At 70.8% G+C, this 16,291-nt stretch carries 13 protein-coding genes; all 13 read right to left on the reverse strand.

Annotated features, from left to right (window positions below):
• Nucleotides 1-124: 124 nt before the first annotated feature.
• Nucleotides 125-1,546 carry a DUF6177 family protein gene (locus Q4V64_RS16905; RefSeq protein ID WP_124442297.1) on the reverse strand — a complete coding sequence of 474 codons (1,422 nt, stop codon included), beginning with the start codon at nt 1,544-1,546 and terminating at the stop codon, nt 125-127.
• Nucleotides 1,543-5,526 (reverse strand): type VII secretion protein EccCa, encoded by a 3,984-nt coding sequence (gene eccCa / locus Q4V64_RS16910; protein WP_124442296.1) that lies wholly within the window; start codon nt 5,524-5,526, stop codon nt 1,543-1,545. Before eccCa ends, Q4V64_RS16905 begins: the two co-directional genes overlap by 4 nt.
• 88 nt (nt 5,527-5,614) lie before the next feature.
• Nucleotides 5,615-7,192, reverse strand: a complete 1,578-nt coding sequence (locus Q4V64_RS16915) for a MinD/ParA family protein (protein WP_301184554.1) — start codon at nt 7,190-7,192, stop codon at nt 5,615-5,617.
• Between the two features lie 58 nt (nt 7,193-7,250).
• A complete protein-coding gene (gene eccD / locus Q4V64_RS16920; RefSeq protein WP_124442295.1) occupies nt 7,251-8,588 on the reverse strand; it encodes a type VII secretion integral membrane protein EccD in 1,338 nt (445 codons plus the stop codon).
• Between the two features lie 94 nt (nt 8,589-8,682).
• Nucleotides 8,683-8,970, reverse strand: a complete 288-nt coding sequence (locus Q4V64_RS16925) for a hypothetical protein (RefSeq protein ID WP_124442294.1) — start codon at nt 8,968-8,970, stop codon at nt 8,683-8,685.
• 52 nt (nt 8,971-9,022) lie between these two features.
• Nucleotides 9,023-9,466 carry an HD domain-containing protein gene (locus tag Q4V64_RS16930; RefSeq protein ID WP_253267173.1) on the reverse strand — a complete coding sequence of 148 codons (444 nt, stop codon included), beginning with the start codon at nt 9,464-9,466 and terminating at the stop codon, nt 9,023-9,025.
• Between the two features lie 157 nt (nt 9,467-9,623).
• Nucleotides 9,624-10,850: a DUF6508 domain-containing protein gene (locus Q4V64_RS16935; RefSeq protein ID WP_124442293.1), complete on the reverse strand. Its 1,227-nt coding sequence runs from the start codon at nt 10,848-10,850 to the stop codon at nt 9,624-9,626.
• A gap of 56 nt (nt 10,851-10,906) precedes the next feature.
• Nucleotides 10,907-11,305, reverse strand: coding sequence for a hypothetical protein (locus Q4V64_RS16940; protein WP_124442292.1), 399 nt, complete (start codon nt 11,303-11,305; stop codon nt 10,907-10,909).
• Nucleotides 11,298-11,696 carry a hypothetical protein gene (locus Q4V64_RS16945; RefSeq protein ID WP_124442291.1) on the reverse strand — a complete coding sequence of 133 codons (399 nt, stop codon included), beginning with the start codon at nt 11,694-11,696 and terminating at the stop codon, nt 11,298-11,300. Before Q4V64_RS16945 ends, Q4V64_RS16940 begins: the two co-directional genes overlap by 8 nt.
• A 391-nt stretch (nt 11,697-12,087) precedes the next feature.
• On the reverse strand, nt 12,088-12,489 hold the full coding sequence (locus Q4V64_RS16950) for a hypothetical protein (RefSeq protein ID WP_124442290.1): 402 nt from the start codon (nt 12,487-12,489) through the stop codon (nt 12,088-12,090).
• Between the two features lie 112 nt (nt 12,490-12,601).
• A complete protein-coding gene (locus tag Q4V64_RS16955; RefSeq protein ID WP_124442289.1) occupies nt 12,602-13,003 on the reverse strand; it encodes a hypothetical protein in 402 nt (133 codons plus the stop codon).
• Nucleotides 13,003-15,870, reverse strand: coding sequence for an ADP-ribosyltransferase (locus Q4V64_RS16960; RefSeq protein WP_124442288.1), 2,868 nt, complete (start codon nt 15,868-15,870; stop codon nt 13,003-13,005). The genes Q4V64_RS16955 and Q4V64_RS16960 overlap by 1 nt, the downstream gene beginning before the upstream one ends.
• On the reverse strand, nt 15,867-16,259 hold the full coding sequence (locus tag Q4V64_RS16965) for a DUF6507 family protein (RefSeq protein ID WP_124442287.1): 393 nt from the start codon (nt 16,257-16,259) through the stop codon (nt 15,867-15,869). The genes Q4V64_RS16960 and Q4V64_RS16965 overlap by 4 nt, the downstream gene beginning before the upstream one ends.
• Nucleotides 16,260-16,291: the final 32 nt, after the last annotated feature.

The following is a 16,291-nucleotide window of genomic DNA, read 5'->3' on the forward strand; positions in this document are numbered from 1 at the left end:
ACCATGAGGTCGACCGCCGAAAAGACCTGGGGAAAACCCCACCCCTGCGCGTCGGCGCAGGTCAGGAGGGAGTCAGGCTCAACTGCCCTTCCGGAGTCAGGTCAGCTGCCTTTCAGGAGTCAGTTCAGCTGCCCTTCAAATGCCTCATCAGCCGCTCGAAGTCCTGCCAGCCCGACAGGTCCGACGGATCGCCCGGCAGGGGGTAGTAGAGCGCCGGGCGGGTCTTCGGGCCCAGTTCGCGCGGAGCCTCGGCGAGCGGGGTGTTGCGGGCCCGGTCGCCGGGCATCGTGCGGACCTCCTCGGCTCCCAGGACGAACGCGTACGGCACGCCAGGGCCTTCGAAGCGCGGCGGCACGGACAGGTCCCGGCGGGCGCGGCGGATCTGGACCAGCATGGACTGCAGGTCGTGTTGCGTGGCGAGGGCCTCCGCCGCGGCGATGACGGCGTCCGTCGGCATCTGCTCGCCCGGGCCGTAGCCGAAGGCCAGCGTCACGTCCTCCTCCACGCCGCCCTTGGTGCGGGTGATGCGGACGGTCGCGAGGCCGGGGCGTTCCGGGCTGCCGACGGCCACCAGCCAGGTCGGCTCGGGCGCTCGCTCGTAGGCCACGTCGGTCAACTGCCGCAGGGACCAGGGGAGGTTGGCGGGTTCCTCGGTGCCCCAGCCGGCCGGCCGCTCACCGGTGATCTCCTGCCATACGGCTTCCAGGGCGCCGCCGAGGACGAGCCGTTCGTCGGCCGGGTGGATGGTGCGGAAGGAGATGGCCAGCTGGCGTTCCCCGGTGTCCTGGACGCCCTCACCGAAGGAGGCGGCGACCGGTGTGCGCGGGTCCTGAGGGGTGGCCTCCGGCGACTCGACCGTCACGAAGAGGCCGTTGCTCCACTGCAGGACGGCTCCGGACAGACCGTCGTAGTAGCCGTCCCGTTCGTCCTGCACCACCCAGCGCGAGGGCCAGCCCGGCAGGCTGTTGCGGACCGCCGGGGAGAGGCGGGTGCCCGCGGGGGTGACGATCTGCAGGCCGAGCCCGGCGTTCGCGGCGGCGCGGAAGGCGTCCGAGAGCCAGGCGGTCATCGCGACGACCGGGCGGTCCTGGATGATGACGGCGACCTTGTCGGTGAGCACGTCCACGGCCGGCTGGGCGGCGGCCGGTACCGGCGCCACGCTCATCCCGTCCGTCTTGACCACGGCCAGCGACCACGCGGCCCCGGGCGGCCAGGCGGTCCCGCCGACCAGCGTGGCGATGCGCGCGGCGAAGGTCCCGGCGAGTTCCTCGGCCTCCTTGACGCCGGTGGTGGCGCGGGCCTCGGTCCACCAGTACGGCACCTCGGGCTCACGCGCCCCGAGCAGCCGCTCGGCCTCGCCCCGGACCTGCACCAGCAGCGGCGCCTCCACGGAGACGAGCGGGCGGCCCTGCTCGTCGCAGAGCTGTACCACCGCGCCCTCTCCCTCGACGCCCACCATCCGGTCCGGGCCGCCGGAGAGCAGACCCGCGAGCACGCTCAACGGGTCGGGCATCTGCTTCGTGAGGGCGATGACGTCCTTCGTCATGGATTCACCTGTGTCCCCGTGTAGACGGTCTGGATCAGCCGGTTCGGTTGGCCCCTGCGGACCAACACCCCACGGCCGGGCGGCTGCTGGCTCGCGTACACGCCGGGGAAGAGCTGGCCTTCACTCCGGTCGCCCGCCATCACCAGCGCCGAGGCGCCGGACTCGCGCAGGCCCTGCATCAGCGGCTCGTACAGGCCGCGGGAGGCGCCCGCGACCCGGCGGGTGAGGACGAAGTGCAGGCCGATGTCGACGGCCGAGGGGATGTACGGCACGAAGGGCGCGAGCGGCTGCTGGCCGGCGGTGGTGAGGACGTCGTAGTCGTCGACGAGGATCACGATCCGCGGGCCCGAGAAGCTGCCCGGCTCCAGGTCCTCGCCGCCCGCGCTCTCGTCGGGCAGCCGCTTCTCCAGCTCGGTGGCGATACCGGCGGCGAGGCCGGCGCACAGCTTGGCGTTGTAGGCGTAACCGCCCCGGTACTCCTCCGGGATGACGCCGCGCAGGCCGCGGCGCGGGTCGAAGACCCCGAAGACCAGTTCATTGTCGCCGTAGCGCTCGATCAGGCTCTGGGCGACGACCTTGAGCAGGTTGGTCTTGCCGCACTCGCTGTCGCCCATGATCAGCAGGTGCTGGTCGTGTTCGAACAGGTCGATCAGGACGGGGGCCAGCTGCGTCTGGTCCAGGCCGATCGGGACCCGGCGAGGTTCGGACGCCGGGCCGGGCAGCTGCTGCGCCTCCAGGACGTGCGGCAGCACGCGGACCGGCTGGGCGACCTCGCCGGTCCAGGTGGCGCGGATCGAGCGGGCGGTGTGCTCCAGGACCGCGCCGAGGTCGGAGGTGTCGGCGAGGCCGTCGGTGCGGGGCAGGGCGACCTGCGCGAAGAGCTTGCCGTCGGTGAGGATGCGGCCCTTCTCCTCGGGCGAGAGGGTCTCGGCGAGCTTGCGGTCGATGCTGGACTCGCTCGGGTCGTTCAGGCGCAGCTCGACCCGGGTGCCGAACTGGGACTGCGTGGCGATGCGCACGTCGTTCCAGCGGAGCATGCCGGCGACGACGTGGATGCCGTAGCCGCTGCCGCGCTTGAGGATGTCGACGACCGAGTCGTCGAGGTCCTCGAAGTCGTCGCGCAGGGCGCCGAATCCGTCGATGAGCAGCACGATCTCGGTGGAGGCCAGCTCGGGCACACGACCCGCGGCGCGCAGGGTGCGCAGCTGCTCCAGGGAGTCGATGTTGTGGATGCGGAAGAGTTCCTCGCGCTGGTCGAGCATGGCGCGTACGGAGTCGATGGTGCGGGCGGCGCGCTCGCGGTCGGCGCGGCCGGCGACCCCGCCGACGTGCGGCAGACCGGAGAGCGCCTGCAGGCCGCCGCCGACCAGGTCGAGGCCGTAGACGCCGACCTCCTGCGGGGTGTGCGTCAGGGCCAGGGAGAGGGCCAGGGAGCGCAGCAGGGTGGTCTTGCCGGACTGCGGGCCGCCGATGATGGCCGCGTGGCCGCCGGCGAGGGTGAGGTCCAGGTACCACTGGCCCTGCCACTGCTTGGTCGGGTCGTCGAGCAGGCCCAACGGCACCTGGAGCGGGCCGCGCCGCTTGGCGAGCTGCATGCCGCGCGGGCCGATCTCCACGGGACCGGCGACCCTGTCGAGGGGTACCCCGGCGGGCAGCGGGGGCAGCCAGATCTGGCGCACCGAGCGGGCGCCGGCCCTCTGGAGCTGGTCGATGATCACGCCCATCTCGGTGGGCCCGGTCTCCCGGCGCCGCATCTGCGGCTCCTCGGCGCCCGAACTCTCGTCCTGGCCCAGGGTGTTGTAGGCCTCGTACTCCAGGGCCAGCGGCCCGGTGTCCTCGGTGTCGCGCTGCACGGGGCCGCGGTAGGCGCCGGAGACGTAGCTGGCCTTGAACCGCTCGTAGTGGCTGGTGTCGACCTTGAGGTAGCCGAAGCCGGGCAGCGGGGGCAGGTGGAAGGCGTCCGTGGTGTCCAGGACCGTACGGGACTCGTCGGGCGAGAAGGTGCGCAGGCCGAGCCGGTACGACAGGTAGGTGTCCAGGCCCTTGAGCTTGCCGCCCTCGATGCGCTGGCTGGACAGCAGCAGGTGGACGCCGATGGAGCGGCCGATGCGGCCGATGGACAGGAACAGGTCGATGAAGTCCGGCTTGGCGGTGAGCAGTTCGCCGAACTCGTCGATCACCACGAACAGGTGCGGCAGCGGCTCCAGGTCGGGCCGCCGCTCGGCGCGCAGCGCGGCGTAGTGGCCGATGTCGGCGACGTTGCCCGCGTCCTTGAGTACCTGCTGGCGGCGCTTGACCTCGCCGGCGAGGGAGGCGTGGACGCGCTCGACGAGGCCGGCCTGGTTCTCCAGGTTGGTGATGACGCCGGCGACGTGCGGGAGGTCGGCGAAGGGGGCGAAGGTGGCGCCGCCCTTGTAGTCGACGAGGACCATGGCCAGGTCCTCCGGCGGGTGCGTGGCGACCAGGGCGAGGACGAGGGTGCGCAGCAGCTCGGACTTGCCGGAGCCGGTGGCGCCGACGCACAGGCCGTGCGGGCCCATGCCCAGTTCGGAGGACTCCTTCAGGTCCAGAAGCACGGGCTCCTTGGAGTCGCTGACGCCGATGGGCACGCGCAGGAAGGCCCGTTCGCCGCGCGGCGCCCACAGCCGGTTCAGTTCGAGGCCGGCCACGTCGTCGATGCCGAGCAGTTCGGCGAAGTCGACCGGGCCGGTGAGCGGCGCGTCGACCATCGACTCCGCGGACAGCCGGAGCGGGGCGAGCATCCGGGCGAAGCCCTCGGCGAAGGGGATGCCGATCTCGTCGACGGTGCCGTGCGCGCTGATCGGCTCCGGCATGCGCATGTCCTCGATGACGACGCGCTCGCCGTCGACGGTGATGCGCACGCCCACACTGCCGGGTTCCTGGACCCGCTGGTCGAGCAGGTGCAGGACGGTGACGCCCATGTCGCGCAGGCCGACCGCGTCGTCGGGGCGCGGCAGGTCGACGGCGTCGCCGCCGTGTCCGTCGGCGACGACGAGCAGCCGGGAGGTCATGGCGAGGGCGTCCTTGCCGGACAGACCGCGGCGCACTTCAGCCGCGTAGGAGGCGCGGCGGCGCAGCTCGGGGCCGATCTGCCGGGCCAGTTGGGGCAGGGAGGGCGCGATCCGGCGGGCGGAGACGGGGCCGTCGAACTGCTCGCTGTCGAGCAGGTGCGGCAGCCACTTGGCCCATTCCCAGTCGGCGATCCGGTCGCCGGGCGCGGCCAGCGCCATGGCCACGTCGTCGGGTGCGTGCGTGGCGGCGGCCTGCGCGATCAGCGCGCGGGCGACCCGGAGGGTGTCCTCGCGCTCGCCGATGACGGTGATGTTGCCGACGCGGTCGAGCGGGACGGTGAGCGGGAGTTCGGTGCCGCTGCTGAAGCGGGACACCAGCGCGGAGGCCTCGTTCAGCATGAACTCGTCGGGCGGGGTGAGCACGGAGGACCCGGGCGGGGCCACCTTCAGGTCGCGCACCGGCATCTCGCCGGTGCCGACGCGGACCCGCAGGAAGTCGGCGTCGAGGCGGCGCCGCTCCCACAGCCGGGCGGGGTCGCGCACGATGTCGTAGAGCGCGTCCGGCGGCGGGTTGAGCACCTGGGTGCTCTCGCGCCGCTCCTTCTCCTCGTTCGACAACTCCTCCCGCAGGTCCTCCAGGTAGGCGAGGTAGGCCTCGCGCTGGGTGCGGCGGGTGCGCTGGGCCTTGCCGCGCTGGGAGAAGACCATGACGAGCGAGCCGATGATGGTGACGACGAGGATGATCGCGCCCAGCCCCGCGAACTGGCTGTTGCGTACGACCGTCATCATCACGACGGACGACATGACACCGGCGACGGGCAGCAGCGAGGTCGCTATGGAGCCCGTCTTGCCGTCGGGCAGGTTGGGCGGCGCCTCGATGGTGCGCGGCTCGGGAGAGGCCGGGGGCCGGGTGGTCCGGGCCGGCCGGTGGATCAGTCGGGTGCTCATCGTCCTTCTAGCCTTTGTCCTCGAGGTCCTTCGAGATGCTTCGAGATCCCTTCGAGATCGTTCGAGATCCCTTCGTGCTCGGGAGGGTTCAGCGGCGCTTCTGGGAGAGCTGGAAGGCCTCCGCGGCCAGGCGGGTGGCGGCCTCCCGGGTGTCCCGCGCGAGCAGGTCGGTGCGGATGATGCCGCCGGCCGCCAGATGACGGTCGTAGGGCAGGACCCGCACGCTCGCCCCGGTCTCCCTCAGCTGCTCGGCGGCCTTGTCGAGGTCGATGCCGGCGTGCGGCACGGTCTCGGTGAGCACGACGACCGTCGTGGTGGTGATGTCCCGGGGCAGACCGCGCATCCACTCCAGGACCGCGTGCGTGCTGGCGATGCCCTCGATCGTCGCGGGGACGGTGAGGATGCGGGCCTGGGCGGCGGACAGCGCGGTGCGGGCGACCTCGGCGGGCAGCGTCTCGCAGTCGACGACGGTCACGCCGAAGTAGCGGCGCGACGACACCATGATCCGCTCGTAGCCCTTGGTGTCGAGCATCGCCCCGACCTGGCCCTGGCTGCCGGGCAGCAGCCAGGCGTTGTCGGGCAGTTGGACCAGGTAGCCGGTGACGTCGAGCAGCGTCATCTGCGGTTCGACGACCTCGGCGAGGTCGCCGGTGGTCCAGCGCGTGCTCTCCGCGCCGAGCCGCACCGGCAGCGAGCCGAGCGCCGGATCGGCCTCGATGACGAGGACCGGGTCCTGGCGGTAGTGGGCGTAGGTGGTGCCGAGCAGGGCGGCGACCGTCGTCTTGCCCGAGCCGCCGCGGATGGAGGTCACCGCGATCTGCCGGCCGGTGGTGACCGGCTGCTGCAGTATCTCGGCGGTCGCGGTGGTCTCGGCGACCTCGCGCGCTGCCGAGGAGGACACGGTCCGGCGTACGGCACGCAGGGCGCGGGCGGTGAACGGCTCCCCGCGCCGGGGCGACCGGACGGAGGAGACGAGCTTCTTGTCGACCACGGGGCGGGTCTCGCGGGTGGCGCGGGACGACCGGGCGCGTGGGGCGGGGGTCCGCTCGGCGTACTGCTGGGGCTGGGGTTGGGCCCCGGGGTTCTGCTGCGGCTGGGCTTGGGGCTGGCCGGCGTACGGCTGCTGCGCCTGCTGCTGCGCCTGCGCGGGGTGAGGCTGCTGGTGGGCGTAGGCCTGCTGGGCATAGGCCTGGTCGGTGTACGGCTGCCCCTGCGCCGGGTAGGGCTGCTGCGGCTGGGCGGCGTACTGGCCGCCGTACGCCTGCTGCTGGGCCGCGGCCTGGTCGCCGTACGCCTGCCCAGCCTGGTCGCCGTACGCCTGCTGCTGGTACTGCGGGTTCGACGGCGCGGGCTGCTGGTACTGCGGGTCGGAGGGCGCGGGCTGCTGGTGCTGCGGGTCGGAGGGCGCGGGCTGCTGGTACTGCGGGTCGGACGGCGCGGGGTGCTGCGGGTAGCCGTACGCCGGTGCCTCGCCCTGCGCCGGGGCGGGCCCGCCCTGCTGCGCTGCATGCTGCTGGGGCGCCTGCTGTTCCCGCTGCTGGGGCGCCTGTGGTGGCCGGCCGTCCTGTTGCGCGGCACGCTGCTGGGGCGTGCCGCCCCTCAGGTCGCGCAGCACGTCGTTCTGCCAGTTGTCCCCGCTCGGCATGTCGCCCTTCTCTCCTGCCACGCCCCCGTCTCGTCGTCCCGTGGGAGCGACAGCACGTCGGCGTCTGGTCTTCGAAGCCTCAGAACTTGTTGAGCAGCTGCCCGTAGATACCGAACACCCCGATGGCGAGCGGGAACAGCCCGATCACGCCGAGGGACTCGATCAGATCGGCGAACCGCCGCAGCCGTACCCGGACGTGCTCCGGCGGCTCGACCCCGAGGACCAGCAGCGGCAGCAGTGCCGCGGCGCCCAGCAGGACGAGGGCTCCGGCGCCCCCGGTGTGGTCCAGCCACAGCACGGCGAGGCGTACGACGAGCAGCGCCGCCGCCCCGAACAGCGCCACGACCTCGACGACCAGCGGGAAGGCCCGCGCCCGGGACAGCAGTACGACGGCGGTGAGCGAGGCGAGGGTAACCGTCCAGGCGGTCGGTTCCTTCGCGGTGGTCAGCAGCCAGCCGCCGGCGGCGGCCGACGCGGCGGTGACCACGGTGGCGAGGGCCAGTCCGCGGTGGGTGGCGGCGAGGGCGTTGGCGACCTGGTGCCGGCTCACCGACGTGCCCGTGGAGCGCTTGTCGTCGAGCGCGGTGAGTCCCGAGGCCATCAGCGCGAACCGGGGCAGCAGCCCGAGCAGGATGACGGAGACCACGGCCATCACCGCGCCGATCCGGTCCCCCCGGTCCTGTACGGCGGCCACGACCTCCCACACGAGGGCCACACCGATGACCGCCCCGGCCCCGATGAGTCCGCCGCGGCCGAGCGGCGAGCAGTAGGCGAGCAGCACGAGCGTGAGCACCAGCGCGGCGGCGATTCCGCCCAACCGGGCCGTCCCGCCCCAGTCGTAGGCGTCGGCGGCGGTCCAGGCGGTGAGCAGGCCGAGCACGCCGGAGGCGAGCAGCAGCGCGGTGGCCAGGCCCTGGTTGCCCTCGCCGATCTTCGCGATGAGCGCACCGGCGATCACGAACAGGACGGTGACGGCGGCGAGCCCGGTGGCAACGGACTCCAGCGAGAACTCCTGCCGGGCCAGCACGGCCGCGGCCACGGCGAACACGACGGTGGCCACCCCGGCGCTGACCCGGCGCGCGGCCGGACGCCAGCGCCAGCTCCGCAGGTCGAGGTCGTCGGCGACCTGGTCGGTGACGTCGTGCACGACGGGCGCGGGCGGAGCGGCATGGGCACGCACGAGGCGCAGCACGGCTCCGTCGGGGACCTCCGACGACGACAGCGTGGCGTCATGCGGCAGCGCCGAACCGTCGGAGGTGATCAGCTGGCGGGTGGTCGGCCGGGTGGCGGCCCGGTCGTCCAGCAACCGCAGTATGTCGGGGAGCAGTTGGCCGATCGGAGTGTCCGACGGCAGCACGAGGTCGGCGCGTCGCCGCTCGCCGATCAGGGTGACCCGGCTCAGCTGGGTCCGAGACATCGTTGGGGTGCTCACCACTCACCGGAACCTATCATCGCGTCATTTCGGCCACGGGCGTGCGTTGGCGTGATCACGCCGACCGCGCACACCGTATTCACTGCTTCTCCCCAGAGGGACTCGCCGTCGGGTTGTACAGCTGTTCCTGCTGCTGTTGCTGCTTCTCCTGCTCGGCCTTCTGCTTGTCCAAGGTGGACTGGAGGAAGGACCAGCCGATGCATCCGGCGCACAGTACGGCCGCGATCGCGATGCCCGCGAACATCTTGCCGAACCGCTCGTCCGCCGTCCGCCGACCGCGCTGCGCGCCGAACAGCAGCGCGTCACGCATCCGGCGCCGGCGCACCGCCACCGACTCCAGCAGCTGGCTGTCGTAGTCCCGTGCCATTCAAGTCGTCCTGTGCGTGTGGGGTCAGTTGGGATGCCTGGGGGTGTTGGGATCAGTCGCCCGGGGCGAGGCCGAGGTGCTGCCGCATGGCGGCGTACTTCTGCTTCAGCCGGCGGGCGGTGTGCTCGTCGAGTACGGCGAGCCGGCCGGGGTCGGCGTTGTGCGCGAGATCGGCCGCCTTGACCAGCCGGGCGCCGGGGGTGGCCAGGATCCGGCGCGCGTACGCCTCCTGCTCCTCGTCCGGCCGCTTGGTCATGGCCCGTACGACGTCCTTGGTGCTCTGCGGCAGGGCGGCCGTTTCCAGCCACTCCTCGCTCAGCACTCCGTCCTCGACGGCGTCGTGCAGCCACGCGGCGGCGATGAGCTCGTCTCCCCCGCCCCGGGCGCGGACGCCCTCGGCGACGGCCGACAGATGCTCGACGTACGGCCGTCCGGCCTTGTCCGTCTGCCCGGCGTGCGCGGCACGGGCGACGGCCTCGACCTCGGCCGGACTCATCTCCTGCGGCACGTCCTGCGGCTTGTCCTGCGGCTTGTCCTGCGCCTTGTTCTGCGGCATGTCCTGCGGCATGCGGAATCCCCCTGACTTCGCTTCCGCAACATAAGTCATGGACGCGCCACCCGTACAGCCGGGTTGCGGCAGCCTCTCCTCTTCATCACACGCCTCCCGACAACCCCGTCACGATCATGAAGAGCACCCACACCACAGGGATGAGCGCGACATACGCACGCGGCCGCCGGTGGATGGGGAGGCCGGGGTCGTAGCGCGGGCCGAGCATGCCGGGCCCGGGGGCGGCGAGCTGCTTCACCTTCCGCACGGCGAGGAGGTTCCGTACCAGCGTCAACGGCGCGAAGACGAAGAGGGAGAACGGGCTCCACCAGCCCACGCAGAGCGTGTGGGTGGTCAGGGCGCGGTACACGGCCAGTCCGCAGGTCATGCACATGGGGCCGTCCATCTTCTTGAACCCGAAGAAGATGATCAGGCCTCGGTGGGCTCGGAAGGTGACGTCGGCGGCGGGGGAACCTCCACAGAACTTGCACATGGAGGGGGTGGGGTCGGGGGCATCCTGGAGGGCCCTCGGCTGGGGGGTGGGGGCGGTGGAGGGCTGCTCGACGGGAGGGGCGGCGTCGGGCGAGGGCTGGTCGGCGTCAGGATCGGCGTCGGGCGAGGGCTGGTCGGCGTCAGGATCGGCGTACCAGGTGCGGAGCGAGTTGGCTATGGCGTCCAGGAGGCCGCTCTTCAGGGCCTTGTCGATCGTCCCGTCGGAGAATTTCTCCCCGCGCACGACTGTGGTCGCGGCGCGCACGGCGTCGGCGGGCCGCAGCCGTCCGTCCGGCGGCACTTGGAGCATCGGACTGTCCACCCACCGGTGCTCGGGGGTTACGGCGCCGACGCCGAGCAGGGCGCTGACAGCCCGGTGCAGCGGCTGGCTGTACATGGGGAACGGCACCTGAATGGCACCGCTCGGCGACTTCTGCCCCCCGCCCCACTTCACGTCCCGGTCCTCGTCCGTGAGCGCGTCGAAGGCGTCGGCGAGTTCCTGCCATGCCTCCGCGTCGTCACGGTCGAGCTGGGCGAGCAGGCGCCGGTCGTCGGCCGGGGTGACGATTCGGGCGAGTTCCTCGATCGCGGCGACATCGGGGGCCTCGGTGACGGGGCCGACGCCGGGTTCGTGGCTGAGGAGGTTGAGGACACCGAGGGGCGTCAGGCCGCGTTCGTGGGCCTCGCGGACCCTGCCGTACCACTCCATCCCCGCGTCGTAGGCGCTGCTGCTGCTCGCCTTCCGGTTGATCCACTCGACGTCGGTGGCATCGCCCCAGGCGTATCCGATGACTTCGCCGTCGGGGGCGGTGACGGTGATGTAGTGCACGGGACTGGACATGCTGCTCAGGCCTCGGGGGCCGGTTCCTCCACGGGTGCTCGGCTGATCAGCGTCCGCTAATCGGCCTGGGCGAGGGCCTCGACGGCTGCGGCGTTCGGGGCGTCGGTGAGGGAGTCCGGCAGGGCCCGGCCGCGGTTGCCCTCCGGGTTGGACAGCATCTCCGCGAGGGCCTGGGACGGCAGGATGCCCCGTCCTTTGGCCTCCCGCAGCCGGGCGTACCAGTGACCGCCCTCGGCGAAGGCCCGGGGTCCGACGGCCTCGCGCGGTTCCCACATGGCGGCGTCGTCCTCGTCGCTCGCCCACACGTAGCCGAGGACCCCACCGCCCTTCTTGTCGACCACCGTGAAGTACTGCACCGGCTTGTCGGTGTGGTTCTTGTATCGCGGCGGACCCGACACGAGGTTGAAGTGCACGTCCTCGTCGAAGCGCGGGTTGACCGGCCGGGGCTCAGCCACCAGAGGCCCTTTCTCTGAGTGCGGCAAGGGTCGGGGCCCCAGTGAGGGGGCCAGGGACAGCATGGCTCAGCTTGTTGTCGTTCGTGCCCCGTGCCAGCTCGGCGAGAAGGGCAGTAGGAGCTAGTCCCCGGGCCTTACCGCTGTGCAGCGCCTGCAGCCACGACACGCCGACGTTCACGGCGCTCGGCGAAAGCCCCGGTGGCACCACCCAACCGGCCGCGCCGTCCCTGTCGTTGGCCCATACGTGCCCGATGATCGCGCCCATCCGCTCAGCGATGCTCAGGTACGCGACTTGCCCGTCGGTCTTGCGGCCGTACGTCGGAGGACCGTCCACCCGCTTGAACTGCATGTCGTCGTCAAAGCGCGGATTGAGCAACAGTTTCCTACTCATCCTTGGTCAGTGCCTTGACCACGCCGGCGTTCGGGGCGTCGGTGACGGAGTCCGGCAGGACCCGGCCGAATTTGCCCACCGCAGGCTCGGCCAGCATCTCCGCGAGGCCTGGGACGGTCGAATGCCCCGCTCCTTGGCACTCTCCAGCCGATTGAACCAGCCGAGACCCTCCATCAACGCCCTGGGGCCTCCGGCCTGGCGTGGTTCCCATGCGGCAGCGTCGTCATCGTCGGCGGCCCACACGTACCCGAGAACCACGCCGTTCTCCTTGTCGACGACCGAGACGTACCACACCGGCTTGTCGCTCCGGGTCCGGTAACGCGGTGGCCCCGGCGACACCTCACGGCCGAACATGTCATCGTCAAAACGCGGGTTGACCGGTCGCTGCTCGCTAGTCCCCCTGGGCAAGAGCCTCGACCACGCCGGCGTTCGGGGCGTCAGTGAGGGAGCCGGGCAAAGGCCGACCCCTACCGCCCGGCTCGGGGTCTTCGTACAGCTCAGCGAGAGCCTGGGACGGTCGAATGCCCCGCGCCTTGGCCTCACTCAGCCGGCTGATCCAGGACATGCTCTCGTTCGCCCCCACGGGTCCGGCGGCCTGCCGCGGTTCATACGCAGCAGCATCGTCCTCGTCGCCGGCCCACAGGTAGCCGAGGACCTCGCCATCCTGCTTGCCGACCACCGTGAAGTAACGCACCGGCTTGTCGGTGCGGTTTCGGTATCGCGGCGGACCCGACACGAGGTTGAAGTGCACGTCGTCATTGAGGCGTGGGTTGATCGGTCGTTCACTGCTCATGAAGTCGCATTCTCTGATTGCGCCTGATACGCAACGCTCGCCCCTGCTGCGGAAAAGGAGGAGGCAGCCCGGCCCTCACGGGTGACGAGAGGGCGCTGCGGTCATGGACGGCTCAGCTCATCTCGGCCAGGCCCTTGACGGTCTCAAGGCCCGGGGCCTCTTTGAGGGAACCGGGAACGACATGGCTGGAACCCGCAGGATCGGAGTTTCTGATCATTTCGGCCAAAGCAGCCGTCGGCGCGAGCCCACGGGCTTTGGCGTCGTGCAGTTTCCGCGCCCATCGCGCGCCCTTGTTGAACGCCTCGTCACCGCCCGCCTTGCGTACTTTCCATCCGGCGGCATCATCCTCATCATTCGCCCACACGTATCCGATCACCTTGCCATCCCTGTCGGCCACGGTGACGTACTGCACGGGCTTGTCGGTCGTCGGGCTGTACAGTGCGGGCCCTCCCGGCTTGGGGTTGAACCGCAGGTCCTCGTTCAGCCTCGGATTGAGCCGCTGTTCCTCAGCCATCAGTGCAGTGCTTCCTCACGCCGGGGCAGGACTTCGCCGTATACGTGGACCTTGCCATTGTCCATGAAGACCCTGGTCACCTTGTACTCGGTGCCACGGGCAAGCAGTAGCTCGCGTTCTCCCCCGCCGTACTGGCTGACCTTCTCGAGCCAGAGAGCCGGCGTGTCCTTAGGCAGCCGCAGGTGCATGACGGCCTCCTTGTCCTTGAACGCTCCCACCGGGTGATCACCGAGTGACGTGGAGGTGTACCCCTTGTCCGGGAATGTCTGGCCGAGCATGTCCATCGGCGAACCCAGTTTGAGGTAACCCAGGTCAGTGCCCCGCACCACCATGATGGTGTCTGGAACAGGACGCGAGGACAGTACGCGGTCCATCTCGGCGATGTCGTGACTTACCTCTGGGGTCCGATCTTTGTATCCCTCAGTTTCGCGCAAGTAACCGTTGATGTCCTTGTACGACGGGAAGGTGTCGCCGGAGTAGTCATTGAGCGCCTGGCGTGCAGACGGGTCCAGGTTGTCGACGTAGTCGTTCCAGTGGTCCTGTCCGTACCTGATCGCTGCGTCGCTGTCCGCAAACGGCAAGGTCCCTTCCGCCAACTCGGCAGATGCGACCTTGTGCTTCTCCGCGACCGAGAGCTCGTCGAACTCGTCCGCGGACACGTGCGGCTTGTACTCGAACGGCTCCTCTGCCCGGTGCCCCGGAACATCCGCGCCCTGATGCCCCGGAGCGACCGGAGCATCAGTGCCGTGGTGCGCGGCGGCGTCCCCGACGCCCGCGTGATCACCGGCGTGCGCTGCATCGTCCGCGTGATGACCGACACCGTCGTCACCATGTCCGGCCCCGTGCGAGGCATCGTCGGCGTGACCGACGCCGGGAGCGCCGTGCCCCGGTCCGTGCGGGGCATCCGGGGTGTGGCCGCCGGTGCCGGGAACGTCGTGACCGCCGGTGTGCGGCACAGTGGTCGGGACGTCGTGCGCTGCGTTGGCCGCCGGGGTCTGGTGGTACCACGGAGTCGCGCCCCCGGGATGGGCAGCACCGCCAGGAACATCGTGACCACCGCTGTGCGGCGTCGGCGCCGGAGCGTCGTGCGGCGCAGTGGTCGGGGCCTGGTCGTACGCGGCGTTGGCCCCCGGAGTCTGGTGGTACCACGGAGTCGCGCCCCCAGGGTGGACAGCGCCACCGGGAACATTCGGACCACCGGTGTGCGGCGTCGGCGCCGGAGCGTCGTGCGGCGCAGTGGCCGGAGTCTGATCGTACGACGACGGCGACGGGGCGTGATCGTACGCGGACGGCGCGGGGCCATAGCCGGACGGGCTCGGCGCGTGGCCGTACCCGGAGGCGCTCGGCGCCTGGCCGTACCCGGACGGCGAGGGCGCGTGGTCGTACGCCGACGACGTGGGCGTCGTATCGAAGCCGCCCCCCGGCGCATGCCCCGCGGCCGTGGTCGGCGCGGCGGTGGTGGGCGTGTTGTAGTGCCCGGCACCGGCTGCGTTGTCGACCGTGTGCGCGGCCCCGTCGTATGCGCCCGCCTGGGCGGCCGCATACGACGGGGTCGGGGCCCCCTGCGTCGTCCAGTGGGCCGGCAGCGTCGGCGTGGTCCCGGCGCCGTGCGGGACCGTCGGGCTCGCGTCGTGGGGAACCGGCGTCGTGTCGATCGTGCCGTTGGGCGCGACGAGGTTGCCGTTCGGGTCCATCAGGCGACCGTCGGGCAGGCTGACGGCGCCGTCGGGGAGGGTGGGGATGTCGATGTTGCCGACGCCCTTGAGCCCCTTGGCGATGTCGCCGATCTTCGACAGACCGGCACCCGCGCCCTTGGCGACGTAGGTCATCGGGTCGATGATGTGCCCCGCCTTGCCGGCCACGGACAAGGCCTTCGCCACCGCGCCCGCCTTGCCCGCGCCCGCCACACCGGCACCCGCGCCACCGGTGAACACGGTCGTCACCACGTTGAAGGTGACCGCACCGGCAGCACGCGCGGGGTTCTTGCCCCACTGATCCCACGCCACCAGCGCCTTGCCCGTCTCCTTCATCGCCGTACGCGAATCACGGATCCAGGCAGGGAGCTTGTCGTCCGGCAGAGCCCAGAACGCGAGCTGCGCGCCCGGCATCATGCTCAGGGTCAGACCGGTGGCCAGCTGGGCAAGGCCCTTCCAAGCCTGCCCCATGGCGTCCCAGCCGCCGAAGCCCACCAGCATGCCGAGACCCTTGATGGTGCCCCAGATGCCGTCCACGATCAGGCCGTCCCAGATGAACGACTTCACCCAGTGGCCGACCTCGTACCAGTGGTGCTTCTCCTCCACCGGGTCACCCCAGGGAAGCTTCGCGTCCTTCATGTCCTCGGCGTTGAACCCGTACTGGTCCTTACGCTCCGAACCATCCCCCGCCACCATCTGCGTCCCGCCCCACAGGGCGGTGATCTTGTTGTGGCAGGTCCGCTCCGCGGCCCAGAACGCCGCCACCGTCGCGGTGATGTCGTCCCGGATCTGGTTGTGCTCGTCGACCTTGTCGCCGTCGTACTCCCACTCGTCGTCATCCTTGACGGAATCGACGAACGTCACGGCCTTGGCCTTCAGCTCTTTCAACTTGTCGACGAGCGGCCGGATCTCCGTCGCATACGACGACAAGGCACCCGAGACGGTCTCCAGATCCGTGGCGAAATCGTCTGACCGCTGCTTGACCGGCTTCGTGGTGGCGAACAACTGCTCCGCTTCCGGAGCCGTGTAATACGCCGACAGGCCCTGGAACTGATCGTGCACGTCCTCGCCGGTCTTACGGACATGACCGGCGTCCTTCTTCAGGTCCGCGTAGTCGATCTCCAGCTGCGGCAGGTTCCCGGTGAACTGCGGAATCTTTTCGGGCTGGATCACGACTTGCCCACCCCCGGCATATCAAGCTTCGGCGCGGACAGCGTGTTGCGCTGCGCCTCCGACGCCATCTCCTGGTCGCCGTTCAGATACGCCGTCGTGGCATCCGCCGCACCCTGCAACGACTTACCCGCCCGAGCCGCCACGAACTGCAGGTCCTTCGACGCCCGCTCCGCATACTGCGACAAGGCAAGGGCCACCAGCCCACCCGCGGCCTTCTCGCCGCCCTCGCCGCCGCCACCGCCCTCGGCGGAAACTGTGCCCGCGCTCGTCGCCGCCGACGTCAAGTGCTTCCCGAACGCCTTCGCATACTTCTCCATGTTCGACGCCGTCTCACCCGTCGTCTTCAGAACATGCGAAATACCCTGCGGATTCAAATCCCAGCCGGGCACCGAAACCCCCGTTTACCTAACTTCCGAAACCA

The sequence above is a fragment of the Streptomyces sp. NL15-2K genome (assembly GCF_030551255.1).
Lineage (GTDB): Bacteria > Actinomycetota > Actinomycetes > Streptomycetales > Streptomycetaceae > Streptomyces.